The organism is Bacillus gaemokensis (assembly GCF_001590835.1).
Lineage (GTDB): Bacteria > Bacillota > Bacilli > Bacillales > Bacillaceae_G > Bacillus_A > Bacillus_A gaemokensis.
In genome coordinates this window covers 22487-48349 of the sequence record NZ_LTAQ01000045.1, presented here as the reverse complement: position 1 = coordinate 48349, position 25863 = coordinate 22487, and the positions used below count along the sequence as shown (strand labels likewise).

Below are 25863 nucleotides of genomic sequence, written 5' to 3'. Positions count from 1 at the left end.
AAATAGACAGAATTGACAGTAGAGGAGATGTTTGCTGTGAGAAACAATTCACAACAAAGTTCTTATAACCTTCAGCAATGGTATCAAATACAGCAACAAGCATATCAGAAGCAACAAGAGTATCAACAACAACAGGAACAATTAAATCAACAAGGTTTTGTAAAAAAAAAGGGATGTAACTGTGGAAAAAAGAAAAACGTTGGAAAAAAATATGAAAGTTAAAACACTCATGTTACCGTGAGTGTTTTTTCACTATGCAGTGTAAAACAGAAACAAATAGCAAGAAAGGACGTAACGCTGGAGGCATCTTTTAGAATTTAGAAAAGGTGACATAGTGGCTGAGTGTAAAAAATAAAAAAGCGGTATTTCGAAAAAGAATTCTTTTCGAAAACCGCTTTTTTATTAAGCAATTTGTGCAACAGTTAATGCTGCAGCACGAACATCTACAGTGCCAATTACTTCAACTGGGACAATTTGAATAAGGTTACCAGGATTTAAGTTAATGAGGATTACACCGCTGGAAACATCGACTTCACCAGTACCAATGACGTTAGAGCGGACTGCAGTTCCTGACCCTGGAATAATATTATCTGGCGTATTTAATGTTAAGAAGAAACGAGCAGCTTCTGGTGCAGCAGGAAAGTTATCAAGGCTGATAGTTAATGTATAACTGATTTGATAAATACCAGCTTTTTCAATTCTAATACCAGTTCCTGTGCTAGTAGTATCATTTATTACAGGAACAGGAATATTTGGATTAGGATTGGTGCTAGGTAGTAATAGTGGTACTCCTAATGTTGCAAATTGAGGTCCAGTAGCGTTGAATGCAAAACCAAAAGCAGGTAGTTGAGTAACTTTTTTGGGCTCACAGCATATTTTAACAAAATCACAATGAGAAGAGAACATGTTTTTCACTCCTTTATTTGTTCTACTTTTATTAAATGTAAAGGACAAGTTCTTTGTTCTAGACAAGTTCCTAATTTTATAAAAAAAATAAAGATTAATGTTCTTTAAGCAACAATTGGGTGGCAGAGTTTTCTGCCACCCAATTGTTGCTTAAAGAAAGTTGTGTCATTTTAAACAGATACATCGCGTAAGCATTGAATAGCACAAAAGCAATTTAAATCAACTGTGATGCAAGAAGATGTTGCACGTAATGTAGCATTAGGAACATTTAAAAAATCACAAATGGGATTATCGCCTGGTGGTGCTGGTTCACCTCCAATAAATACAGTTAATACACGTAATACAGCGCAGCAATCATCATCTATACTCTCTACACGGAAAATAGGTGATTGGCAGAAAGTGGTAGATCCTGAAGGGGCAAATGCCTGAAAAGGATCTCCTGATTTTGTGAATAAAATAAAGGGACGTGTATTTGCTACTCTTGCATCACTGTGTGCTCCTAAGAACGGAACTTCACAACCGGATGCACATGTTGTTGTTGCGCATTCTTGTAATTCATGTATAAATCGAACGACATTACATACACAGTTAAAGTCAAAATCATGGTGATGATGATCCTCGTTGCAGTTGCAGCTCATTGTATTCACTCCTTATCGTGAGTTCTGACATACACTATTACAATATGAGTGGGATATGGGTGATATTACGTTAATTCTCATGATAAAACCATGAAATTTTAATTTGCGTATAACGCTAAGATGAGGAGGGGGGCATAATAGGTGAAGTAAAAAGACATCCAAATTAAGAGGATGTCTTTTTAGGTAAGTCTTTTCGCGTGATATATAAAAAGCGCGATATATCTAATTTTTTCCCTCTGAAAAATTGCGGAGAGGAAATGTACAGTTCTTCTTTTGCGCGAGTGATCGCGACGTACATTAAACGTCGCTCTTCTTCTAACGCTTCAGAAGTATCTGTTACGCGGTCATTCGCATCTTTTAAAGAAGACGAATGGGGTAATATGCCATCACTTGCTCCAAGTAAGAAAACACATGGAAACTCAAGGCCTTTTGCATTGTGAATTGACATAAGTGAAACAGCATCCTTTTGAGGCATTGTTTTTAATGCTTCCATTTCTTTTTGACCTTGAATAGCACTACTAATAAATTCTAAGTAGGCCGGAATATCCGTAAAACGAGTTGCAGATTCCATTAGTTCTTCAAGCATTTCTTCTTGTATGTCTTTATGCATCGTAAAGGAAGAACGATCATTGCTTTGTAAGTATTCTAAATATTTCCCTTTGCCGTGGATAATCTCTTTTAGTGCCTTTTTCGGTTCTAGTTCTTTTATAAATTTAATAAAATCAATGCGCTCATTGATTTTTTTTACTTGAAATGGTTTTAAGCTAGGGTTCAGTAATAGAAAATGGAGGAGGGAAGGGAATCGGCCTTCACCGTATTTCCATTGCTCACGTTCAATAAATGAAATGCATTCATCACGGCCAATATACATCGTTGGCAATATGTTTGAAAGAGATTCAATTCGAAACGGTTCGCATACTAAACGTAAATGATCTAACACTGGCTTAATTAAAGAATGTTCATAGAATGACTGACTTGCTCCGTGTTTAATAAACGGAACTTTATGAATCGTAAGCTGATCAAGTAAGGAACGACTTACAGAGTGTGTACGGTACAGTAAACAAAAATCTTTATATGCTCGTTCACCGCTTGTTACTTTATCTTGAATGAGTTGTAAAATTTGATTTGCTTCATCAAGAGTTGTTGCAGGACGTGCATAAAAAGGCTGCATTCCTTCTTCATGCACAGAATATAACTCTTTATTAAAACGTTCTTGATTTAGTTTAATGACTTCGTTTCCAAGACCAACGATAAATGGATTGGAGCGATAATTTGTATTCAGAGCGATAATCGTTGTATTATCGAATTCTTTTGGGAAAGATAAGATGATTTGGTGACTCGCACCACGCCAACCGTATATAGCTTGATCATCATCACCTGCGATAAATAAATTATTTCTTGGCGAAGATAACAGTTTTACAATTTCATATTGTGCATACGATGTGTCTTGAAACTCATCTACTTCAATATAATGGAAACGCTCTTGTAATTGTGTTAATAGAGGAGCGTTATTTTCTAACATATAAAAGGTTTCTAATAAAATGTCGTCAAAATCGATATAATTATATCTTTGCTTTACCTCTTCGAAACGTTCGTACACTTCACGGAATTCTTGTTCAACCGGTGTTTTAGCTTGTACATCTTTTGGACGATTTAATTTGTTTTTCTCGAGCGAAATCATGGCTAACATTGTTTCAGCATCATAATCGTCTTTTAACCGTAATTCTTTCAAAATTTTCTTTATCATAATTTGTTTATGTTTTTCATTTGCTAAAATTTGCTGATTATATCCTTGACTACGAAGTAGCTTTAAAAAGACGGAATGAAATGTACCCGCAACAACGTAGCTGCTTGCAGCATGATTCATACCAGGCAAATTCGCTACACGACTGCGAATTTCTTCAGCAGCCTTTTGTGTAAACGTCAGCAGTAAAATGTTGCGTGGATGAACCTTTTTCACGTTCACTAAATAACCAACGCGAGTAGTTAAAACAGATGTTTTTCCACTTCCAGCTCCCGCTAATGTAAGGACGGGCCCTTCTGTCGTTCGCACTGCTTCTAGTTGTTTTTCATTTAAATAAACGCCTTGTTGTTCTAAAGCGCGGAAATAAGCTGCATCTGCATCTTTCTCCATAATTAAATGGGATGATGTCTTTGGAATATGATATGTCGCTTGCGGAATGCCAGCGTGTGTTAATGATTTTTGTGAAAACTTTTCTTGAGTCATATATTCACCTTCAAAATTATAGCATCAACATTTAACTTTAGCGGAAGAAAAAGAAAATAGCAATGTAAAAAACAGGAGGGGGCTACCTCCTGTTTAGAAAATCATAATTCTTTTATCATAACAACATGTGGTATATCAGCTTCTATAAATACAGCGGAAACAGTTTGATATCCAAGTTTTTTATAAAAGGATTTGGCATGTGTTTGGGCGTGGAGTTTCAATTTGGATAGAGATTCTTCTCTGGCATATGCTTCGAGTGCATCCATAATGATTTTTCCAAGTCCTTTTTTACGATGGGAAGCGAGAACGCATATACGTTCCATTTTACCGATTCCATCCACGATGCGAAAGCGTCCTGCTCCAACAGGAAGATCTTCATCGTATATGACAACATGCTTTGCGATTTCTTCAAATTCATCGTATTCTTCTTCAGAAGATACATGTTGTTCTTCAACAAATACTTGTTTGCGTACAGAGAATGCATCTCTTAGTTGCTGATCTGTTTGTACGATTTGTGCTTGCAAATTAGTTGTTCTCCTTTCCAAGATGGAATGTTTCATGTACTGTCCATGTTTCATTTTCTAATTGGTATAGAAGATGGAAACGGTCAATTGGTTGCTCATAATAAAAGTCTTTCATACGTAATCGGCCTAATATATCAGCATGTTCTGCATCGGATAAACTTTGTCCAATTGTTAAGTGTGGTACGAATGAGTACTCACGCTCTTGCTTGAAGAATCCACAATGCATCTCTTCATTTAAGAATGTAAGTTCAGGAGTTTTTTCTACTTTAAAATAAATAACATTATTAACAGGTGCGAATGAGCTCACCTTTCCAACGTGAAGGGTGAACGGATTTGTTTTGTTTGCGATTGTATGTAATTCTTTTACAATCGTTTCTAATTGTTCATCTGGTGCCTCAAAGGGTGCTTTTAATGTGATGTGCGGCGGGACCAGTGCATAATGTGGGTCATAACGCTTACGTAATCCGTTCGCTTTATCTTGAATCATTTTTGATGGAAAAATTACAATGCCTAGTTTCATGTTTCAATTCCTCCCTTTGTAAGTCTAGTTAGATTTCGAGAAAACAATTCTCTTTTTCTATTATATCAAATAATTCTGAATACTGCTTCCTATTATTTAATTGATAGAATATGAGAAAATGCTTTTGGTAAATCTATTTGCCAATATTTCCAAGTGTGATTGCCTTCAAACTCTTCGTAATGTGTTATGAAATTCCTTTCAATAAGTAATGCATGTAGTTCACGGTTTGGTCCTACGAAATCAGAAGTTTGTCCGTCTGTTCTCTTCACATTTGTTTCTTCTGTACCAATCACATGGTAAATGTCTAATGCTTGTGGTTCTGTAAAGTCTTTTGTAAGGCGAAGTACCGTTTCATCAACAAATGGTGATTGCATAACAACTTTACCAAATGTATGCGGATACAGAAGTGCTGTCATATAAGATACTGTGCCGCCTAGGGAATCTCCAATTAATACACGCCCTTTTCCCATTTGATAGGTTGGATAATTTTCATCAATGTATGGAACGAGTTCGTGGGCAAGGAAACGAATGTATGCTGCGTTCTTTACATCGTTTGGAAAGTATTTTTCTTTACGATCATGTACATTTTTATATGGAATACCGACAATAATTGTTCGGTCAATCTCTTCATTTTCACGAAGACGTTCAATTACGCGGTGCGCTTTCCCAAGTTGAAAATAATCTCTTCCATCTTGTGCAATTACAACAGAATGCTTGTGCAAAGGCGTGTAATTGGCTGGTAAATAGACGAGAAGTGTAATCTCTTCTTGAAGTGATGTACTATAAAATGAAACTTCTTCAATTCTCCCTATTGCTTGATTCATGTATGATCCCCCTAAATAAAAATATGCTGTATTGATTTGTAAGAGCGATGCCTGTAGTGAAAATGAAAGGAACATTCACTAATAGGTGCTTTGCTTTCTATTTTAACATAATGGTACGAAGAATCTAAAAAATTAGTATTTAAGTTATGAAAGAAAAAAGCTATAATGAAGTGGGATTTTTGACAGGGAGAGGGGGAACTCGATTTGAAACAAGAAAAATCAATTGCACTACCATTAGCCGTTTCTATTATAGCTATTTCATTCGCAGCTGTTTTCGTAAAGATGTCCTCGGCACCGTCTTCCATTTTAAGTATGTATCGTTTATGGATTATCGTACTTATTATGCTGCCAATCGTTTGGAAAAAGCGGGAAGAGTTTAGTAAGATTCAAATAAAGGATTGGGGATTTTTAATAGGATCTGGCTTCTTTTTAGCACTTCATTTTCTTTTATGGTTTGCATCTTTAAAATATACAACGGTTGCAAGTTCGACGATTATTTTAGCGCTCCAGCCTATTGTATCTTTAGTTGGAGGTTTTTTTCTGTTTAAAGAAAGAACGACATACTCAGCAATCGCTACGATGGGCATTGCTATCTTAGGCGTAATGTGTATTGGCTGGGGTGATTTAGGACTGAGTGAACAAGCAATCTTTGGAGATATATTATCCTTTTTAAGTGTCATTGCTGTTGTCGGGTATTTATTTATTGGTCAAACGACAGTGAAGAAAGTATCTCATTGGATTTATAGTTTCACTGTGTTTGCGTTTGCGGGTATATTTATAGCGATTTATAACGTAATACTCCGCGTGCCATTTACGGGCTATACGAAGTGGGATTGGAGCATTTTTCTTTTACTTGCGATCGTGCCAACAGTTTCACACGTCATCAATAATTGGCTTTTAAATTATGTAAATGCGACAACAATTTCAATGAGTATTTTAGGAGAACCAGTTGGGGCATCTATACTCGCATTCTTCTTACTTGGAGAAAAGTTAAATATGATGCAAATCCTCGGTAGTATTCTCGTATTGTTCGGTGTATTTATTTTCTTATTACAACAGCAAAAACGGAGTTCAAAAGATTCGGTGAATCAAGCGGTGTATACGCAAGAATTATAAAGTTTGCACCCATAATAAAATAATGTAATCGAGTTGGTGATTCGTTATACCTAAATATTTGGTGTAATGAATCACTTTTTTTATGAGTGTATACGATGAAAAAGATGATATATAGTGGAATTAAATCATAAGTTTTTGATTACAAAGATGCATGGTTATATCCAATCTTTATAGTAGTTGTAGGTGCATGTTTTGCTCCAATCATTGTAGGAAGCGACTATTTTTTTTTATTCCTTACTGTGCCTTTCGCAGCTCTTTTCATTTGGAGCTGGTTTACAACGAAGTATATCGTGACAGAAGAACAAATTATTATTAAATCAGGTCTGGTAAAAAAGCACATTTTCATAAAAGATATAAAGAAAATTTCTAAAACAAGAAATCCGTTAGTAGCTTATGCACTATCATTTGATCGGCTTGAAATTCTTTACGGGTCATACGAAACAGAACTCATTTCTCCTAAAAATAAACTACAATGCATCTCTTTGTTAAAAAGTAAAAATCCTCAAATTGAAATAGAAAAAAATATAGAAAAGTAAAAAGAGTAGCTATAAAACCACTCTTTTTACTTTGGATTTGTCATATAAGATTGTACATGAACGATACATAAATCGCGGAATTTTCCTTCGGCAGTTGTTACGATGATAACGGCCCGTCCGGCGCTTTTTCCAGCTAGGATAACTTTATTTTGGTTTGGACAGATTGTTACAACGTTAGGATTCATGTTTGTCCATATAAGTTCTTGGTTTGTTGCTTGAACTGGTAGAACAAATGCAGATAGTTCCGCATGTTGTCCTACTTTTATTTTTAATTTATTTTTTTGCATATGAACACCGATTACTGAAACAACAGAAGGAGCAATTGAAATTTTAGGTAGGTTTGGTTGTATGTTTAGACAAGAAGTAGAAGTGTTTGTGATAGGTGAAAATTTTCTTATATTTTGTTGTTGTAAAGATGCTAACATGTTGGAGTCCCCTTTCTGTATAAGTGTCGATACTCATACTATAACTGCATAGTGTTATGATAAATTTAAAGAAACATAAAGAATTTGTTAATTTCAAGGAGAAAATTGTCGAACAATGATTAAAAGAAAGGAACCTCCGCTTTCATTATGAAGGCGGAGGTTCTCGTTTCTAAAAATGTTATGCAGTTTTCTCAAATTCCTCGAACTGTTTCTCAACTTCTTTTGAAGGTTTTGTTAGTAAACTAACGATGATAATCGCTAGTAAACTTACAGTGAAACCAGGAATCATTTCGTATAGGAATTTTGTTAAAAATTTAAATTGTGTCCACGTAATAACAGTTGCAGCTCCAGCAATCATTCCAGCAAGCGCACCCCATTTTGTCATGCGTTTCCAGTATAAACTTAGTAAAATGACTGGTCCAAATGAAGAACCGAATCCAGCCCAAGCATATCCAACAAGTGCTAAAATTGTATCATTTTGTTTAAATGCTAATGCACATCCAATAAGTGCAATGCCAAGAACTGCCATGCGGCCGACAAATACAAGCTCGCGATCAGAAGCAGAACGTTTGAAGAATGTTCTATACAAGTCTTCAGTTATGGCGCTTGAAGTAACAAGAAGCTGAGAAGAGATTGTGCTCATAATAGCTGCTAAAATAGCTGCTAATAAAAATCCAGTAATCAGTGGGTGGAATAAAATGCTACCTAGTTCAACGAAAATTGTTTCTGGATCAGAGAGCTTTAATCCCGCTTTTGAATAGTAAGCGATACCGATAAGACCAGTAAACATAGCTCCTGCTACAGAAAAAATCATCCAGCCCATACCAATTCGACGTGCACTTTTAATCTCTTTTACAGATGAAATGGCCATAAAGCGAACAATAATATGGGGTTGTCCAACGTAACCAAGACCCCATGCAAATAATGAAATAATGCCTAATACGGATGTTCCTTTAAAAATATTTAATAGTGCTGGGTCAATAGATTTAATTGTATCGAATGCTGGGCCAAGGCCATTTACATTCATAATTGTTACAATCGGAACAAGCACAAGAGCAACTACCATGATGATTCCTTGAACGAAGTCTGTCCAACTTACAGCTAAGAAGCCTCCAAATAATGTGTAGGCGACAACAACGCCTCCAACAATGAGTAATCCGACATGATAATTTAGGCCAAATGAATTTTCGAATAATACAGCACCTGAGACGAATCCAGAAGCTACATAAAATGTGAAAAAGATCATAATAACAAGTCCAGAAACAAGACGTAGCATATGAGAAGCATCATGGAAACGATGCTCTAAAAATTCTGGAATAGTAATAGAGTTGTTTGCAATTTCTGAGTAGGTACGTAAGCGAGGAGCGACATAGATCCAGTTTGCGTAGGCGCCGAGTGTTAAGCCAATCGCAATCCAGCTACTACTTAATCCAACGCTAAACATTGCACCGGGTAACCCCATTAATAGCCAGCCGCTCATATCGGCTGCTCCAGCACTTAATGCGGTTACTGCGGGGCCTAGTGTACGCCCGCCAAGCATGTAATCTGTTAAGTTGGATGTTCGTTTATAGGCAAAATAGCCAATGACTAGCATCCCGAGCATGTAAATAGAGATAGAAGTTAAAATTAATATCTGCGTACTCATGTAGTTCCCCTTCCTTTTGTAGTGTCTTTTGATGAACTTTGCATAATTATAATCTATCATGATTATTTCGGAAAATCCATATACAAATACGAATTTTCTGAAATGTAAGCGTTTTTTGACAGTAAATCATTTTTAGAATATATAATTTTCTGACAAAAAACATTAATTTTAATAGAGTATTTATTATATTTACATAGAAATAGGTTGTTTTGTCAATATAATAATGAATGAAGAGATAAATAAAAATTTTCAAAAAGTATTGACTTATGAAAAAAGAAGGGATTATAATGAGTTCAACTTAAAAAAATGCAAGCGTTGATGAAGAAGAGTACATATTATGAACATGTCAGAGAGCTGATGGTTGGTGCGAATCAGTATGGAATTAATATGGAATGGCCTTCGGAGCTTCCAAACCGAACCGAAAGAAGTAGGCTTTGGCGACATGATCTCATCGATATAAGAGACACGTATTAATTTTTGATACGTTAAAGTGCGTTACGTGTGTAACGAATTAAGGTGGCACCACGGGAGTACCCGTCCTTTCTATAGGATGAGTACTCCCTTTTTGTGTATAAAAATAAATAAGTATAGAACTACAGGAGTATCGGATTGGCGACGCAGGCGAAGAAATCGGACGGCGATCTTTACCGGACTTTTTGAACATCTTATATAAAAAATAAATAAGTAAAATCGTTTAAGTAAGAAGAGTACGTATATTGGAGACGTTACAGAGAGCCGGGGATAGGTGAGAACCCGGTGCGGTGCCGTATGCGGAATGGGCTTACGAGAGGTATGCTGAACAATTATAAGTAGGCAACCCGGGTTCCGCCGTTAAAAGGATAAGGTATATGATTTGTACCTGAATAAAGCGGGATGCTTTTGCATCCAACATGAGGTGGTACCACGGTAAATTTATCGTCCTCTACATATTTCGATATGTAGAGGACTTTTTTATTTTTCAGAGTGAGGTGAAAGGCATGATAACAAAAGAAGAGTTTATGATACAAAAGAGACAAGGGAAAACATTTTTAGTAATTGATGAAGAAGAAGGAGATAGTGTGACGCCAATCGCGTTATACCGTCGTATGAAAGGAAACAAGAAATTCTTGCTTGAAAGCTCGCAGCTTCATCAAGATAAGGGGCGCTATTCTTATTTAGGATTTGATCCTTACGGGGAAGTTAAAAGTATCGGAACGGCGATAGAAATTACGGTAAATGGTAGGACTGAAAAGATAGAAGAAAATGTATTACAAGTATTAGAAAGGGTGCTTGCGCCATCAGAGGTAGAAAGTCCATTCCCATTTTGCGGGGGAGCAATTGGATATATTGGTTATGATGTCATTCGGCAATATGAGGATATTGGGGAGGAACTGCTTGATTCGGTAAATATTCCAGAAGTTCATATGTTACTGTACCGCGAGTTTATTGTGTATGATCATGTAAGGCAAAAATTATCGTTTGTATATGTATGCAGGGAAGAGGATGCGAGCTCTTATGAAGAAGTATATGAAAGATTACAAGCATATAAAAATGATGTGTTAAACGGATTGGAAGAGCAAGTAATAGAAGCGGAGTCCACTTTAGCATTTACATCCTCTGTTACAGAAGAACAATTTTGCAAAATGGTGGAGAAAGCAAAGGAGTATATTCGGGCAGGGGATATTTTTCAAGTTGTATTGTCACAGCGCTTGCAAAGTGAATTTACAGGTGAAGCATTTGCGCTCTATCGTAAACTTCGCATAGCGAATCCATCTCCATACATGTTTTATATTGATTTTCAAGATTATGTCGTACTTGGTTCCTCACCAGAAAGTTTACTTTCTGTACGAGATGAAAAGGTGATGACAAACCCAATTGCAGGAACAAGACCACGCGGAAAGACTAGGTCGGAGGATGAGGAAATAGCGAAGGAGCTACTGGCGAATGAGAAAGAGCGGGCAGAACATATGATGCTTGTAGACTTAGGGCGAAATGATATTGGACGGGTGAGCGAAGTTGGTTCTGTTGGATTAGATAAGTATATGAAAGTAGAGAAATACTCACATGTAATGCATATTGTATCTGAAGTTTCCGGACTATTACGAAAACAAATGAGTTGTTTCGATGCATTAGCCTATTGTTTGCCAGCTGGGACGGTATCTGGGGCACCGAAAATTAGAGCGATGGAAATTATAAATGGATTAGAAAGTGAAAAAAGAAATGTATATGCTGGAGCGATTGGTTACATTGCCTTTTCTGGAAATCTTGATATGGCACTTGCGATCCGGACGATGGTTGTAAAGGATGAAAAAGCTTATGTGCAGGCAGGAGCAGGTATTGTATACGATTCGAATCCGATTTCTGAATACGAGGAAACGCTAAATAAAGCGAAAGCACTTTTGGAGGTAATGAAATGATTGTACTGATTGATAACTATGATTCATTCACCTATAACTTGTATCAACTGTTAGGGGCATATGTAGAAGAGATTGTTGTTTTACGTAATGATAAAGTGACGATTCAAGAGATTGAGGAGATGAAACCAGAAGCAATTATTCTTTCTCCAGGACCTGGAAAACCAGAGGATGCTGGAATTTGCATTCAGGTCATTCAACGTTTTTATAAAACAATTCCCATCCTTGGGATTTGCCTAGGGCATCAGGCGATTGTTTCAGCGTTTGGTGGAGAAATTGTGCAGGCGAAACACATTAAGCACGGAAAAACATCACGTGTCAAACATAATGGGACATCGATATTTTCATATGTTACGCAGCCATTAACAGCTATGCGTTATCATTCACTTGTAGCGGAGCAGCATACGTTACCCCAGTGTTTTGATGTATTGGCAACAGCGATGGATGACGGAGAAATTATGGCAGTTCGCCATAACTATTATCCGCTCTTTGGATTACAGTTTCATCCAGAATCAATTGCGACTGAAGAGGGCGGAAAATTAATACGTGCATTTTTATCCAATGTGAAAGAGGTGGAGAGAGTATGAACAAGTACCTTCGTAAATTAGTTGATGGGCAAAACTTAACGGAACAGGAAATGCATGAAGCAGGCCTTCTATTATTAAGTGAAGATATATTAGAAAGTGAAATTGCTGCCTTTTTAGCATTGTTAAAGGCAAAAGGTGAAACAGCAGAAGAAATATATGGGCTCGTTCGTGCTCTTCGTGAAAAGGCATTACCATTTTCAAATCATATCAGAGGAGCGATGGATAATTGCGGAACGGGCGGTGATGGAGCACAAACTTTTAACATTAGTACAACATCAGCTTTCGTACTTGCAGGGGCTGGTGTAAAGGTCGCAAAACACGGAAATCGCGCTGTTTCTAGTAAAACAGGGAGCGCAGATCTACTAGAAGAGCTAGGTGTTAACATCGGATGTACGCCAAGAGAGATTGATTATTTGTTAGAGAATGTAGGAATTGCATTCCTATTTGCGCCAGCTATGCATCCTGCACTGAGACGGATTATGAAAATAAGAAAAGAATTAAATGTACCGACTATCTTTAATTTAATTGGCCCTCTCACAAATCCAATTGATTTAGAAACCCAGTTTGTTGGGATATACAAACGAGATATGTTGTTGCCAGTAGCAGAAGTACTGCAAAAGCTTGGTAGAAAACAAGCACTTGTTGTAAATGGAAGTGGATTTTTGGATGAGGCATCTCTACAAGGGGAAAATCATGTTGTGATTTTGAAAGATAACAAAATTACAGAAGCAAGTATTGCCCCGGAAACGTATGGCTTTTCACGTGTGAGAAATGAAGAGATTAGAGGCGGAGACGCAAAAGAAAACGCACATATTACAATGCAAGTATTGAAAGGAGAAAAGAGTGTCTATCGTGATACGGTTCTATTAAATGCAGGCCTTGCCCTTTTTGCAAATGGAAAAGCAGAGTCAATTGAAGATGGAATTCATTTGGCTGCTCATAGTATTGATTCTGGAAAAGCGTTAGCGAAACTGAACTTATTAATTGTAGCTAGTAATAAGAAATTAGAGAGGGTGAACTAAATGGGGACAATTCTAGAAACAATTGTACAGCAGAAGAAAATAGAAGTAGAAGAGTTGTATAAAACATATACACCGGTGAAGTCAAATCGTAAACCATATTCTCTTGTAGAGGCATTAGATCATTTTACAGTCATTGCAGAAGTAAAACGCGCTTCTCCGTCTAAAGGAGATATTAATCTACATGTGGATGTGACAAAGCAGGTACAAACGTATGAAGAGTGCGGGGCAGGGGCTATTTCGATTTTAACAGATGGTCAGTTTTTTAAAGGGGCCTTTCATGATTTAGAAACAGCACGAGCACATAGTAATATTCCACTGTTATGTAAAGATTTTATGATCGATAAAATTCAAATTGACCGTGCGTATGAAGCAGGAGCGGATCTTATTTTACTTATCGTTGCTGCATTGCCAGAGCAAAAATTAAGAGAATTATACAAATATGTAAATGAGATTGGCTTAGAAGCAATTGTCGAAGTGCATAATGAGGCTGAATTAGAAGTAGCGATGGAGTTAAAGCCACATGTCATCGGGATAAACAATCGGAATCTCAAAACATTTGAAGTGGATTTAAGCATAACAGAAAAGCTTGGGAAACGATTAAATGAAGAGAACGTACTTTGGATTAGTGAGAGTGGCATTCATACGAAAGAAGATATCGTACGTGTGAGAGGGGCGGGGGCAAAAGGAATCCTTGTTGGAGAAGCACTTATGACAGCAGATTCTATCGGAGATTTCTTTCATTCACTGAAGGTGACATCATGAAAGTGAAGATTTGTGGTATTACCGATTTAGAAACAGCAAAGAAAGCTTGTGAATATGGTGCAGATGCCATCGGATTTGTATTTGCAAAAAGTAAAAGAGAAATTGCTCCAGAGCAAGCAAGAAAAATCATTGCCAAGCTCCCAATGGACGTCATGAAAATTGGTGTTTTTGTAAATGAATCAGTTGAAGTGATTCAGAAAATTGCAGAAGAATGTGGTCTAACACATGTGCAATTGCATGGGGAGGAAGAGAATCATCATATCAGAAGATTGAATATTCCATCTATAAAGGCGGTAGGAGTAAATTCAGAGCAAGATATACCACAAATGGTAGGTTATGAAACGAATTATATTTTATTTGATAGTCCGAAAGGTAAATTCCAGGGCGGGAATGGGAAAACATTTTCATGGAAGTTACTTAAACATATGCCTGAAGATTTACGGAAAAAAAGTATATTGGCTGGTGGTTTACACATTGGAAACGTGGAAAAAGCAATCAAAATGGTTCGACCGTATATGGTGGATGTTAGTAGTGGGGTGGAAACAGACGGAAAGAAAGATGCTGAGAAAATCAAGCAATTTATTATAAAAGCGAAGGAGTGTTCAATATGAAGTACGCATACCCAGATGAAAAAGGTCACTACGGGATATACGGAGGGCGTTATGTTCCAGAAACGCTCATGCAATCTGTTTTAGAATTAGAAGAAGCATATAAAGAAGCAATGCAAGATGAATCGTTCCAGCAAGAATTAGAACATTATTTACAAACGTACGTTGGAAGAGAGACACCACTGTATTTTGCAGAAAACCTGACAAAGTATTGCGGGGGAGCAAAAATTTATTTAAAACGTGAAGATTTGAATCATACGGGAGCCCATAAAATTAATAATACAATTGGGCAGGCACTTCTTGCAGTACGAATGGGTAAGAAGAAGGTTGTAGCTGAAACAGGAGCGGGACAACACGGGGTAGCGACAGCGACGGTATGTGCCCTGCTCGGTTTAGAATGTGTCATTTTTATGGGAGAAGAGGATGTAAAACGTCAAAAGTTAAATGTCTTCCGAATGGAGCTGCTAGGAGCAAAAGTGGAAAGCGTGGCAGCAGGGAGTGGAACGTTAAAAGATGCAGTAAACGAGGCGCTTCGTTACTGGGTTGCACACGTGCATGATACGCACTATATTATGGGATCTGTTCTTGGACCGCATCCATTTCCGCAAATTGTACGTGATTTCCAAAGTGTAATCGGGAATGAAACGAAGAAGCAATATAAAGCATTAGAAGGAAAATTACCAGAAGCAGTTGTTGCCTGTATTGGCGGTGGTAGTAATGCGATGGGAATGTTTTATCCGTTTGTACATGATGAAGAAGTTGCCCTTTACGGTGTGGAAGCCGCAGGTAAAGGGGTTCACACAGAGAAACATGCAGCAACGTTAACGAAAGGAAGTGTTGGCGTTCTGCACGGTTCGATGATGTATTTACTTCAAAATGAGGAGGGGCAAATTCAGGAGGCACATTCTATTTCAGCAGGACTAGATTATCCAGGGGTTGGGCCGGAACATAGTTTACTAAAAGATATTGGCCGTGTTTCTTATCACTCAATTACAGATGACGAAGCACTACATGCTTTTCAATTGCTAACGAAAAAAGAAGGAATTATCCCGGCATTAGAAAGCTCGCATGCTGTAGCGTATGCACTAAAATTAGCGCCTACAATGACACAAGATGAAGGGCTTGTCATTTGTTTATCAGGACGCGGTGATAAAGATGTTGAAAGTATAAAACGTTATATGGAAGAGGTGTAAGGAATGGGAGTAGAAAGAATTACGGCAGCATTTCAAAATGGGAAAAAAGCATTCATCCCTTATGTAATGGGCGGAGATGGCGGTTTGCAAAAATTAAAGCAACAAATTCGTTTCTTAGATGAAGCGGGAGCAAGCATTGTGGAAATTGGTATCCCTTTTTCTGATCCAGTTGCAGATGGTCCCACAATTCAAAGGGCAGGAAAGCGGGCATTAGAAAATAGAATAACGCTCGAAGGAATCTTTGGAGCATTAGCGGAAGTAAGGCAAGAAGTAAAGATTCCATTTGTACTTATGACTTATTTAAACCCCGTGTTAGCATTTGGAAAAGAACGTTTTACCAGAAGCTGTCTTGAAGCTGGTGTGGATGGAATTATCGTTCCTGATTTACCATATGAAGAACAAGACATCATTGCGCCGCTTCTTCGTGATGCAAATATCGCTCTGATTCCGCTTGTTACAGTAACGAGTCCGATTGAAAGAATTGAAAAGATTACGAGTGAATCACAAGGCTTTGTATACGCGGTAACAGTAGCGGGTGTTACTGGTGTTAGACAGGACTTTAAGCAAGAATTGCATAGCTATTTAGAAAAGGTAAAGGCACATGTTCATCTTCCGGTTGTTGCTGGATTTGGAATATCAAGGGTAGAACAAATAGAAGACATGATTACTGTATGCGATGGGGTTGTTGTAGGAAGTAAAGTAATTGAGCTGTTAGAAAAAGAAAAGCAAGAGGAAATTTGTGAGTTAATTGCTGCGGTGAAATAAGAAAGGCTGCCTGTTCAGGCAGCTTTTCTTGATGTTGTTAAAAAAAGAATTAGCAATAGAGTAGATTGATAGAAAAATAGTAAATGAAATTATATCGGCGAAAATTTAAATATATCGACCGTTTCTTCAAATATATCGGCGATTTTTTGAATATATCGGCGTTCCGACAAATAACGACAAAAAGAGGTCTGCTAGCTCCTGTTTCCCAGCACTCTGGAAAGAGGATGAGCCTCTTTTTTCAGTTAATAAAATAGAGGATTTTCACCAAAACGTTCCCAGAGTTTTGGGAAACGTTCTGCTAATCCATCCTCATCATCTTCTTCCCAATCAAATTCTAGTTCTTGTTCAAATGGTTCATACCCTTTTTCATCGAGTAATGATGAAAATTTGTCCCACACCTTGTCGTCCCATTCTATATCTCCTGTTTCTTTTAAAGTGAAAGCTTCAAGCCCGGTATTTAACAGTTCTTCAAATTCTGGAATAATTTCTTCTTCTTCATAATAAGAAGGAATTAAGTTTGCTAGATTGTCCGGATTTTGCACAGCGGATTCAAACACTTCTTGTCCACATGCAATGAGCCAACCCCTAAAATAATCAAATGAATCATCAGAACAACCACCTAAAATAATATAAGCAGCTGCCCATAGAGAGGATGTATAAGACTGTTCCAACGCAGTTTGGAAATGAATTTCATAGTCTGCAATTTCGCTTGCGGATCGTGAAGCTAATTGCTCAACTAGCCATTCACTCGTTTCGTCTTTTTCCTTCATTTCTGAAATAAGTTGCCAAAATTGTTCTTTGTTTATTTGTATCGCTCCTTTTAAGATAGGTAGTTTTTAGTAGTGTAGCATTTTTTTAATAGTTCATCAGATAAAGAATAGTTAAAAAACTGTTATAAAATTAATTGAATATTTCGCTATCTGTTATATAATAGATGCAATTGTATCTTTTTAGAAATGAGATGATGGTATGGCAATATTGTTGGCTCTTATTCCGATTATGATGATTTTTATCTGTTTATTTGTGTTTAAGCAAACATCTTTGAAAGCTTCATTGATTTCCTATGTTGTATGTAGTGGAATCGTTTTACTAACGCCAATGTTTCGCTTGCAAATCGGGGAGGTAGTACATGCAACCATTAAAGGCGGTTTAATTTGTTTTATTGTTGGATATGTTTTGTTCTTTGGTATCCTATTATTTCACCTCATGAATAAAATGGGGTACATTGATCAAGTTGCCAGGTTTATGGAACAGGTTACACATGATCGGTTATTGCAAATGCTTTTCATGTGCTTTGGGATTTGTCCACTTATTGAATCAGTAAGTGGATTTGGAATCGGTTTTATGGTGGCAGCTCCTATTTTTCTTTCGCTCGGTTATAAATCGTTTCAAGCTGTTTTACTGTCGTTTATTGGATTATTAGCGAGTTCATGGGGAGCGATGGCAACCGGAACAATTATTGGTTCGCAGCTTATCAATATGCCGTTAGTAAATTTAGGTTCCAGTACAGCGCTATTGAGTGTTCCTATATTCGCATACTTTGTCATACTCTCTTTGTATGTAGTTGGTGGTTGGCAAGCGGTTAAGAAAAAATGGAAGGAAGCAGTCGGCTTCTTTCTCTTATTCTCTTTATCAATCTATCTTTCTAATGCATATGTAAGTGTTGAATTGGCTGGGATTTTAAGTTCAATCGTTACAATTACATTTGGATTTCTCATCATTAAAATGACAGCGAGGCAAGGCAAGGAAGTTTTATCGGAACATGCCGCAACTGTAGAGAGAGAAGTTCCCATTATGAAAATTATAAGTCCCTACTTATTTTTAACTGTTTGTATTTTGCTCTCTCGTTTAATTCCATCGTTACATAATATGTTGCAATCTTATGCTGTTCTTGATTTAAAGGCATACTCTTACAAACTAGAATTATTGTATTCACCAGGTTTTTGGCTAGGTATCACATGTCTATTTACTATTATTTTCTTCCGTGTTCCTTCTACTATTATGAAACAATCTTTATCTCAAACGATAAAACAATGGATACCATTTGCTATTACAACAACAATGTTCATTGCCATTTCAGAATTAATGGGTGCTGCAGGGATGCATACATTATTAGCTGAAGCAGCTGGGCAAACATTTGGAATGCTATTTGTCTTTGTTGCCCCATTCATTGGTGCAATTGGTGGTTTTTTAACGGGAAGTAATGCAGGGTCGAATGCCATGTTTATTAAACTTCAAATGCAAACAGCACAGAATGTAGGGCTTCCGTGGCAATATGTTACAACCCTTCAAAATACAGCGTCTTCTGTAGCGACGATTGCCTGCCCATCACGGATTACACTAGGTGCCTATTTATGTAACATTCCGTTTCGGGAGAATGAATTGTTAAAGAAGACGACGCTTATGATTTTTGGAGCGGTGTTGATTGTAGTTGTGGAGGTAGTTGTGTGGTATGTATTGCAATGAAATATTTGAGAGAATCCTCTGCGTTAGGAGGATTTTTGTTTGTCACTGGATAATTTATAATGGAGTAGAAGCTTCGATTAAATGAATAGGAGATGAACTGTATGCCCTTAAAAAACTACGGCGTCTTAAAAGGCACAGCAATACAATCTATGATTGGAAAAGGGAAAACACCTCATTATCAAGTTCATTTGCAAGATGAAGCGGGAGTAGACTACCGCATTGCAGTTAATGTAAAGTCACAAAGTTATCCATCAGAAGTATTATATTTTGCAAGTGAGAACATTGGGTCGGAAGCCATTACGATTTTATCAACATTACCTTTTGGTTTTACGGAAGTGAAAAATAATGAACCAAGGGTGGCTTTAGATTATGTGAGGGGAAATTTATTTGATTCGAAACAGATGATTCCTTTGCCACCAGAAAAATCGGGAGCTAACAATGATTTAAATGAAAAAATAGAATATTATATAAAACGGGCAATAGAGGAAAAGGCAATTATTTATGCATTTGGAGAACGATGGGGTCCAGAGAATAATACACCAGATCGATATTTTCATTTTAAACCGGGTAATGGTATACATGATATTCACATGAATCAAGGGAATGTGGAGAAGTGGGAAAATGATGATGGTGTGTGGCAAGATGGCGGGATATTCATTCACTTTGAGAAAAAACAGCAATGGATTGGAATTTTCCTCGCGTTTCAATCGCAGTCTTGGTGTACAGATGAAGAGGGACATGCTCGTGTTCCTGTGGAGCAGTGTAATTATAAGAAGGATTAATAAAAACAGCTAGTTCATTTTGAACTAGCTGTTTTTATTTGATAACAAATAAAGCTAATGAATACAGCGATACATGAAAATAGTAGAGCTACGCTAGAGAAAGCGAGTAAGTACGTATTGTATTTCACTAGATTTCCGATTAGCTGGTTACTATCATAGTGAAAAAATCCTGCTATTGTATTAAAAAGAAAAAGGAATATGAATATCGTAATCAATCCATCTAATGAACCTTCAATATCTGGTTTACTCAAGGCGATATGTGTAGAGATGCAAATTGCAATAAAAAGAAAAAGCCAAAAAGAAGGAGTGGATAAGTTGCTAATGGTAAAAAGACTTTTTACTAAGAGCATGGATGATAAAAAAATATTTTGTATCACTTCTATATTTATAGAAGGAGATTGGGTGTTTATCTCAAGATTGTTTATAAATAATGAGAAGGATTGCGGAACAAAATAATACATTGACAGTATTAATACGATCATTCCTGAGAAAATAGGAGCAATCCCAATGAAGAAATTTCCTATTCTTTGATAGATACTTTTGGGGTTATATTGATGTTTTACATAGCCTAAATAACCGTTATTTGTATTGGTTGGGAACAATTGAATTGCTACAATTTGATGCCGGAATAATACGCACATAACAGCATGTCCCAATTCATGAATGGGAACGCCGATCCATGCTGATAAAAGGAAGCCTTTTCTACCAAAAGCTCTCGTCCAATATGTTCGTGTAAGAGTTTCTAAATATCCTAATAAAAAACCAACCAAAATAATGATACCGATTAAAGAAAATAATTGTACCAAACTTGTAATGAATATATGAAAAAGTGAGTATGCTAGCTCCATAATTTTTCGTCCCATCTATTTGTTGTAATAAAATAAAGTGTTCTCTATATAATAGCATTTTGTCAACGGTGAATAAAAATTTAGTTATTGGAAAGATAAGAAATATATGATCCCTCTCTTGGAGTCATGTTTTGCCTCCTCGTACATATATTGAATCTGTAATAGCCTACAAGATACATGCTAAAGGGGATGAGAGAATGACATGTCCAAAGTGCAACGTGGAGAATACAGATGAAGCGAAATTTTGTGGTAATTGTGGGCATCAGATAGCGGAGCCAGTTGTAGAACAAGATGAACAGCAATTGTCTCAATCATCATCATCAGTTCAGGCGAGTCGTTTGAATGAAACGGTAGAGCAGGCCAAACAATTTGCAAGTGGCTACTTTCAGTTTTGTAAGAATGCATTAAAATCTCCGTCGGCAATTATGAAAAGTGGACATATCGAGGTAAGAAATGGGATTACAAGTCTTGTTCTCATTTGCTTTTTTTTAGCTTGTGTTTTTTACCGAATAATGAGCGGGGCCGCATCGATTGCAACGAGTATGATAAGTCGTACTGGATTTGTACCTGAAGAAACACCCTCTTTTTTTGGAGAATCAGTTAAGGTCTTTTTCTTTTTATTAATTTTATTTCTCTTTATTGGATTTATTGTCTTTGTAAGTGGTAAGTTGATGAAATCATCTTTTTCCTTTTTAGAAGCATTAGGAGTATGGGGAACAGTTTCAACACCAGTTGTCGCTATACTCATTATTGCGCTGCTATTTAGCTTTTTGTTAAGTTTTCTAGCGCCAATATTTTTAGGTTTTGCTGTGACGTGGATGACTATTTGTACAATTGTTTCAATATCAAAGTTAGATCGAGGTGGATTAGATCCAGTTTATACACTTATTATCGCAAATATTTGCATTTCAATTGTAAGTTGGATTGTACTTTGGTCTTATATCAAAACAATATTTGATACCTTAGCTAGAGGTTGAGCAAACTTCTAATGAAAAGGTAGCTAAATAGATGAATGTTTGTACAAAGTGTGGGGCGAGAAAAGAAGAAAATCAGCAGATAGTAAATAAACGAGAAACTTTTATAAAGTCGAAAGAATAGCTATATGTGAGAGCTTTTTCAAAGAAGGTGCATCATGGATTAGACCGATGTACCTTTTTGTTTGTGAAAAAAGAGGGAAGAATGTATCTTGTGTATAAGAAACTCATAAAGAAAAAAGATTTATTTGTGTAGCTTTTGGAGAATGTAAACAATAGAGAAGTAACAAAGGAGTGGTAGAGTGAACTATGTAATTATTGGCGGAGATGCAGCTGGTATGAGTGCAGCGATGCAGATTGTTAGAAATGATAAGAATGCGAAAGTTGTTACATTAGAAAAGGGAGAAATATACTCATACGCACAGTGTGGTCTTCCTTATGTGATTAGCGGTGTAATTTCTTCAACGGAAAAGCTCATTGCACGAGATGTTAAGACGTTCCGCGATAAATATGGAATTGATGCAAAAGTACATCATGAAGTGACGCGGATTGATACTGAAAACAAAATTGTACATGGGATACATATAAATACGAACGATACATTTCAATATAAATACGATCGCTTATTAATTGCGACAGGAGTTAGACCAGTTATGCCGGATTGGGAAGGATCAAATTTACGAGGGATTCATCTTTTGAAAACAATTCCACATGCGCATGAAATATTAGAGACATTGAAAACGAACCATGTCGAGCAAGTGACGATTATTGGTGGTGGAGCAATTGGTCTTGAGATGGCCGAAACATTTGTCGAGCTTGGGAAAAAGGTGCGAATGATTGAACGAAATGAGCATATTGGTACAATTTATGATGCTGATATGGCAAATTACATACATGAAGAAGCTGAAAAGCACAATATTGAGATTGTAACAAGCGAAAATGTAAAAGCTTTTAAAGGCAATGAAAAAGTCGAATGGATTGAAACAGACAAGGGAACATATGAAACGGATCTCGTTTTAGTTTCAGTTGGTGTGCAGCCAAATACAGAGTTTCTTACCGGGACAAATGTGCGTACCAATAAAAAAGGAGCCATAGAGGTAAATGCGTACATGCAAACAAATGTGGAAGATGTGTATGCAGCTGGAGATTGTGCAACACACTATCATGTGATAAAAGCAATACAAGATCATATCCCGCTCGGCACTACTGCGAATAAACAAGGGCGACTGGCTGGACTCAATATGGTAGATAAGCGAAGAGCATTTAAAGGAACTCTCGGTACGGGTATTATTAAATTTATGGGGCTTACATTAGCAAGAACGGGATTAAATGAAAAAGAGGCGAATGGATTAAAAGTACCATATAAAACAGTGAAGGTAGATTCAACAAGTGTGGCTGGCTATTATCCAGAGGCAACGCCGCTCTATGTTAAATTACTGTATCGTTCTGATACAAAACAATTATTAGGCGGACAAGTTATTGGGGAAGAAGGCGTGGACAAACGAATTGATGTCATTGCAATGGCACTTTTTCATAAAATGAGTATTCATGATTTAGAAGATGTGGATTTAAGTTATGCACCGCCATATAATAGCGTTTGGGATCCCATTCAACAAGCGGCAAGGCGAGCGGAATAGTACTTCTTTAAGGAGTACTATTTTTTTCATGATGTAAAAACAGATCGTGCGAAAAATATATGGTATAATATTTAGCCTTGAAAAATATAGTACTTATAGATTATATTTTCATATAGTATTTATTTTTTCATACATAAGAAGTAGGATTGTACATTATAAACAAAGTAATGAATGAAGCAGGGGGAGCAACATGGCAATAAATATGAAAACAATAGAAGAGTGGATTGCTGATTCAAACGCAAGACACGAAGAAGATTTTGGACAAGTTGTTCAAGAAATGAAAGAATTATGTGTTGGACTTGATAATGCGACATTAATTTATACGAAAAATGTGTTTTGTTTTGGTAAGAAAGTGGAAGTATTTTTCTTCTTTCAAGACCATGTTGTCATGGGACAGTCGCAAGAAGAGTATATTCAAGTTGAAAAATTAAAGTATGAAGACATTACAGATATAAGTCTAAAAACAAATGATAAAAATACAACATTACAGTTGAAGTTCTCTAATGGAAATTCCATTATGTTGGACAGTTTAAATGATAACTGTGGCACGAAAAACTGGTTATTCGCAAGACAAATTAAGAGTATCTTTAAATTAATTTAGTAGTGAAAAGCAGGCCTTGGAAGGTCTGCTTTTTAATATTTGCAGAGCCCAATTTGTTAATCTTGTATGTACAGTATTCATAATATAAAGCATGGAAGAATCAATAGAACCTCTAGGATTTTTAGCCTGTTCAATTAATTTTTGTAATACGCTCAACCTTATCCCTCCTTTTATATATGAAATCCCTAAATTTGTATATTCGTTTTGGATAATTCAAATCCCTTTAAAAAAATCCGCCCTTTGCCAGTAACGATGTACGGAGCATAGGGCAGATTTTTAACTATGCAAATATCCTTTTAGCCAGGTGCGAGGGCGATAAGGGCCAACAGGGATTTGAATGAGCGTTGTTTTTCTTGTTGTATCGATTTCATATAGTTTGTCACATAGGTTTGCATCAAACCCTAAGAGAGGATGCCCCCCCATATCCATGGCAGAGGCAGCTATAACGAGCTTCTGCACAAGTATCCCGGCTTCCATTTGTTGAATGCGATAGCCTCTATATCCCAATTTGTGTTTGAAATAATCTTTGTTACCTATTACGTGTAGACAGAGCGGTACTTGGAAGAGGTTCACATTATCCATTGTCATGCCTGAGTATAGTGGATAGCGGAGGTCACCTAATTGAATCTGTTCTAATGTATGTGTACTATTGTTATAGGAATAGGCACCATTTGGTATACCGTCTATGTTATAAAAGCAGCCATACAGCGAAACGCGTGATTTCATTTTCAGTTGTTTTCCATCTAAATCATTTTGATAGGGAAAAGAAAGACTTGCTTCTTGAAGTAAAGTAGCTAGTTGTGTACTTCTTATTTTTCTTAAGACAAAATCTATATCAGGTGAATGACGTTTTTGACAAACGGCCGCGAAATCGTATGACAATTGTTTCACCTGAGGGAGTGCTAAAGTTTGTTTGCTATGCACTATGTCAGCTTCTTCAGACATAGTGCGAAATGATTCTGTCGATTCTAACATAGATGCTGTATTCATTTTTGTTATCATAGGGTACTCGGTAATGTTCTTTGAACGAATAAAGTGTTCGTGTTGCAAGAGCGGGAGATCCTGTAATAGTTCATGAGATGTGAAGGTTGCTCCAGATGTATTCTCATGGTGAAACCATTCGTTTGCAAGATGGCTAGATAACGGAATAACTGCATACACGCTTTCTTCTTGTTCAGATAGTCCAAGTAAATGATTGATGGCCCTATCAAGAAATTGAAAGTATACACCAGATGTATAACCAAATTGTTTAGAGACTTCTAGTAGTTGACCAATGAGAACACCAGTATCTAGACCTTGGAGACGATAAGAAAAATTATTATATTTAAAGAAGTTTTTCCAGAACATTGTTGATACGAAAACAGTCCCGAAACAAGCGGATAGGTTGCATCGATTTCCAAGTGCTTGAGAGAGATAAGTATCAAAATCTCCTTCACGTAGTAATATGAGTCGATGATGTGCTACATCGTAATGATATATTCCATGTGGATAATTGTTGATTTTTAAATATAAATATAATTCGTTTGGATATAAAGCCCCTCCTGATGGAATAAATCTCCTGCATATATTTGTTGTTTTTTGCTCTTCTAAATTGAAGGTAGGCTGACAAAATTGAGTTAGGCCGAATGTATACCAAAGAAAATGCCCGACTGTTTCTAAAGTTGGTTCAGTAGACAGATTTTGATCTCGTAGTGTTAAGGGGACCTCTAGAGAAAGAGGAATGATAGGTAGATCACGATATAATTTATAGGGAAGCGGTGCATCGTCCCAGCTAACTTCTGTATTTTGGTTCATAATTTCATCGATAGAAAACTGTAAATGGTGTAAAAATGTTTCTAGTTGCATCAATCTTGCCTCCTTATCA

The 25863-nt window shown here is 36.7% G+C and carries 26 protein-coding genes, 1 pseudogene and 2 other annotated features; of the genes and pseudogenes, 15 read left to right on the top strand and 12 right to left on the bottom strand.

Annotated elements, in window-relative coordinates:
- The first annotated feature begins 27 nt into the window (after positions 1–27).
- Positions 28–222 (top strand): hypothetical protein, encoded by a 195-nt coding sequence (locus tag AZF08_RS21615; protein WP_033677923.1) that lies wholly within the window; start codon positions 28–30, stop codon positions 220–222.
- 180 nt (positions 223–402) lie between these two features.
- Here AZF08_RS21615 and exsF read toward each other — a convergent pair whose 3' ends face one another.
- The 6 genes from exsF to AZF08_RS21585 all read right to left on the bottom strand — a co-directional run bounded on the left by exsF (position 403) and on the right by AZF08_RS21585 (position 5639).
- Positions 403–906, bottom strand: coding sequence for an exosporium protein ExsF (gene exsF, locus AZF08_RS21610; protein ID WP_033677922.1), 504 nt, complete (start codon positions 904–906; stop codon positions 403–405).
- 170 nt (positions 907–1076) lie between these two features.
- Positions 1077–1544, bottom strand: a complete 468-nt coding sequence (locus AZF08_RS21605) for a CotY/CotZ family spore coat protein (RefSeq protein ID WP_033677921.1) — start codon at positions 1542–1544, stop codon at positions 1077–1079.
- A gap of 163 nt (positions 1545–1707) precedes the next feature.
- Positions 1708–3771, bottom strand: coding sequence for an ATP-dependent helicase (locus tag AZF08_RS21600; RefSeq protein WP_033677919.1), 2064 nt, complete (start codon positions 3769–3771; stop codon positions 1708–1710).
- Positions 3772–3872: 101 nt separating this feature from the next.
- Positions 3873–4295 carry a GNAT family N-acetyltransferase gene (locus tag AZF08_RS21595; RefSeq protein WP_033677917.1) on the bottom strand — a complete coding sequence of 141 codons (423 nt, stop codon included), beginning with the start codon at positions 4293–4295 and terminating at the stop codon, positions 3873–3875.
- 1 nt (position 4296) lies between these two features.
- Complete coding sequence (locus AZF08_RS21590; protein ID WP_033677915.1) at positions 4297–4815, bottom strand: YjcG family protein; 519 nt, start codon at positions 4813–4815, stop codon at positions 4297–4299.
- 92 nt (positions 4816–4907) lie between these two features.
- Complete coding sequence (locus AZF08_RS21585; protein ID WP_033677913.1) at positions 4908–5639, bottom strand: alpha/beta hydrolase; 732 nt, start codon at positions 5637–5639, stop codon at positions 4908–4910.
- A 204-nt stretch (positions 5640–5843) separates the two neighbouring features.
- Here AZF08_RS21585 and AZF08_RS21580 point away from each other — a divergent pair, with 204 nt between their 5' ends.
- A complete protein-coding gene (locus AZF08_RS21580; protein ID WP_033677911.1) occupies positions 5844–6755 on the top strand; it encodes a DMT family transporter in 912 nt (303 codons plus the stop codon).
- 164 nt (positions 6756–6919) lie between these two features.
- On the top strand, positions 6920–7291 hold the full coding sequence (locus AZF08_RS21575) for a PH domain-containing protein (RefSeq protein ID WP_033677909.1): 372 nt from the start codon (positions 6920–6922) through the stop codon (positions 7289–7291).
- A 26-nt stretch (positions 7292–7317) separates the two neighbouring features.
- Here AZF08_RS21575 and AZF08_RS21570 read toward each other — a convergent pair whose 3' ends face one another.
- Together AZF08_RS21570 and putP are read right to left on the bottom strand one after the other, a co-directional pair.
- Positions 7318–7716, bottom strand: coding sequence for an Ig-like domain-containing protein (locus AZF08_RS21570; protein ID WP_033677907.1), 399 nt, complete (start codon positions 7714–7716; stop codon positions 7318–7320).
- A gap of 178 nt (positions 7717–7894) precedes the next feature.
- Positions 7895–9361: a sodium/proline symporter PutP gene (gene putP / locus AZF08_RS21565; RefSeq protein ID WP_033677905.1), complete on the bottom strand. Its 1467-nt coding sequence runs from the start codon at positions 9359–9361 to the stop codon at positions 7895–7897.
- A gap of 306 nt (positions 9362–9667) precedes the next feature.
- Positions 9668–9906, top strand: a binding site (T-box leader).
- Between the two features lie 139 nt (positions 9907–10045).
- Positions 10046–10287 (top strand) — a binding site (T-box leader).
- A 51-nt stretch (positions 10288–10338) separates the two neighbouring features.
- Between putP and trpE the strand changes: the two genes are divergently transcribed.
- The 7 genes from trpE to trpA are packed head-to-tail and all read left to right on the top strand — an operon-like array spanning position 10339 to position 16691.
- Positions 10339–11757, top strand: coding sequence for an anthranilate synthase component I (gene trpE / locus AZF08_RS21560; RefSeq protein WP_033677903.1), 1419 nt, complete (start codon positions 10339–10341; stop codon positions 11755–11757).
- Positions 11754–12341 carry an aminodeoxychorismate/anthranilate synthase component II gene (locus AZF08_RS21555; RefSeq protein ID WP_033677901.1) on the top strand — a complete coding sequence of 196 codons (588 nt, stop codon included), beginning with the start codon at positions 11754–11756 and terminating at the stop codon, positions 12339–12341. Before trpE ends, AZF08_RS21555 begins: the two co-directional genes overlap by 4 nt.
- Entirely contained in the window at positions 12338–13363 is a 1026-nt protein-coding gene (gene trpD / locus AZF08_RS21550; protein WP_033677899.1) for an anthranilate phosphoribosyltransferase, read from the top strand. Before AZF08_RS21555 ends, trpD begins: the two co-directional genes overlap by 4 nt.
- The gene (gene trpC, locus AZF08_RS21545) at positions 13364–14125 is read left to right on the top strand and encodes an indole-3-glycerol phosphate synthase TrpC (RefSeq protein WP_033677898.1); all 762 of its coding nucleotides are present in this window, start codon (positions 13364–13366) and stop codon (positions 14123–14125) included.
- Positions 14122–14736, top strand: a complete 615-nt coding sequence (locus AZF08_RS21540) for a phosphoribosylanthranilate isomerase (RefSeq protein ID WP_033677896.1) — start codon at positions 14122–14124, stop codon at positions 14734–14736. Before trpC ends, AZF08_RS21540 begins: the two co-directional genes overlap by 4 nt.
- Complete coding sequence (gene trpB, locus AZF08_RS21535; RefSeq protein WP_033677895.1) at positions 14733–15926, top strand: tryptophan synthase subunit beta; 1194 nt, start codon at positions 14733–14735, stop codon at positions 15924–15926. Before AZF08_RS21540 ends, trpB begins: the two co-directional genes overlap by 4 nt.
- Before the next feature lie 3 nt (positions 15927–15929).
- On the top strand, positions 15930–16691 hold the full coding sequence (trpA, locus tag AZF08_RS21530) for a tryptophan synthase subunit alpha (protein WP_033677893.1): 762 nt from the start codon (positions 15930–15932) through the stop codon (positions 16689–16691).
- A 242-nt stretch (positions 16692–16933) separates the two neighbouring features.
- On the opposite strand, the gene AZF08_RS21525 is transcribed toward trpA, so the two are convergent.
- Complete coding sequence (locus tag AZF08_RS21525; RefSeq protein ID WP_033677891.1) at positions 16934–17497, bottom strand: DUF4240 domain-containing protein; 564 nt, start codon at positions 17495–17497, stop codon at positions 16934–16936.
- Between the two features lie 163 nt (positions 17498–17660).
- Here AZF08_RS21525 and AZF08_RS21520 point away from each other — a divergent pair, with 163 nt between their 5' ends.
- Both AZF08_RS21520 and AZF08_RS21515 read left to right on the top strand, forming a co-directional pair.
- On the top strand, positions 17661–19157 hold the full coding sequence (locus AZF08_RS21520; RefSeq protein WP_033677889.1) for an L-lactate permease: 1497 nt from the start codon (positions 17661–17663) through the stop codon (positions 19155–19157).
- A gap of 101 nt (positions 19158–19258) precedes the next feature.
- On the top strand, positions 19259–19939 hold the full coding sequence (locus AZF08_RS21515; protein ID WP_033677887.1) for a DUF2278 family protein: 681 nt from the start codon (positions 19259–19261) through the stop codon (positions 19937–19939).
- 14 nt (positions 19940–19953) lie between these two features.
- On the opposite strand, the gene AZF08_RS21510 is transcribed toward AZF08_RS21515, so the two are convergent.
- Positions 19954–20787: a hypothetical protein gene (locus tag AZF08_RS21510; protein ID WP_033677885.1), complete on the bottom strand. Its 834-nt coding sequence runs from the start codon at positions 20785–20787 to the stop codon at positions 19954–19956.
- A 197-nt stretch (positions 20788–20984) separates the two neighbouring features.
- Here AZF08_RS21510 and AZF08_RS21505 point away from each other — a divergent pair, with 197 nt between their 5' ends.
- The 3 genes from AZF08_RS21505 (at position 20985) to AZF08_RS21495 (ending at position 23999) form a co-directional block, all read left to right on the top strand.
- Positions 20985–21764 (top strand): zinc ribbon domain-containing protein, encoded by a 780-nt coding sequence (locus tag AZF08_RS21505; RefSeq protein WP_033677883.1) that lies wholly within the window; start codon positions 20985–20987, stop codon positions 21762–21764.
- A 299-nt stretch (positions 21765–22063) separates the two neighbouring features.
- Entirely contained in the window at positions 22064–23398 is a 1335-nt protein-coding gene (locus AZF08_RS21500; protein ID WP_033677881.1) for an FAD-dependent oxidoreductase, read from the top strand.
- Positions 23399–23588: 190 nt separating this feature from the next.
- On the top strand, positions 23589–23999 hold the full coding sequence (locus AZF08_RS21495) for a DUF3908 family protein (protein WP_033677879.1): 411 nt from the start codon (positions 23589–23591) through the stop codon (positions 23997–23999).
- 24 nt (positions 24000–24023) lie between these two features.
- Here the strand turns inward: AZF08_RS21495 and AZF08_RS29150 are convergent.
- Positions 24024–24155 (bottom strand): annotated as a pseudogene (locus AZF08_RS29150) (SAM-dependent methyltransferase); the annotation flags it as partial.
- 120 nt (positions 24156–24275) lie between these two features.
- Positions 24276–25844, bottom strand: a complete 1569-nt coding sequence (locus AZF08_RS21490) for a SagB family peptide dehydrogenase (protein ID WP_033677878.1) — start codon at positions 25842–25844, stop codon at positions 24276–24278.
- Positions 25845–25863 lie beyond the last annotated feature (19 nt).